Origin of the sequence: Rhodococcus sp. IEGM 1381, assembly GCF_030056795.1 — a bacterium.
In the GTDB taxonomy this organism is placed as follows: domain Bacteria; phylum Actinomycetota; class Actinomycetes; order Mycobacteriales; family Mycobacteriaceae; genus Rhodococcoides.
On the sequence record NZ_JASHKQ010000038.1, the window covers coordinates 1 to 342 of the forward strand.

Genomic DNA, 342 nt, shown 5'->3' on the forward strand with positions numbered 1-342 from the left:
ACGCCATCCACCCCGGCTACGGATTCCTCTCCGAGAACGCCGACTTCGCCCAAGCGGTGATCGATGCAGGCCTGATCTGGATCGGACCCTCCCCGCAGTCCATCCGCGACCTCGGCGACAAGGTCACCGCCCGCCACATCGCTGCCCGCGCGAAAGCGCCCTCCGTCCCGGGGACCTCCGAACCGGTGAAAGACGCCGACGAAATTTTGGCGTTCGTCGACGAACACGGCCTCCCGATCGCGATCAAAGCTGCGTTCGGTGGCGGTGGCCGCGGCATGAAAGTCGCGCGCACCCGCGAGGAAATCCCCGAACTGTTCGACTCCGCCACCCGCGAAGCCGTCG

General features: G+C 67.0%; 1 protein-coding gene. It reads left to right on the forward strand.

Annotated features, from left to right (window positions below; translation table 11 throughout):
* On the forward strand, positions 1 to 342 hold a 342-nt coding region (locus tag QM797_RS26170; protein WP_283278652.1), incomplete at both ends, for an ATP-binding protein.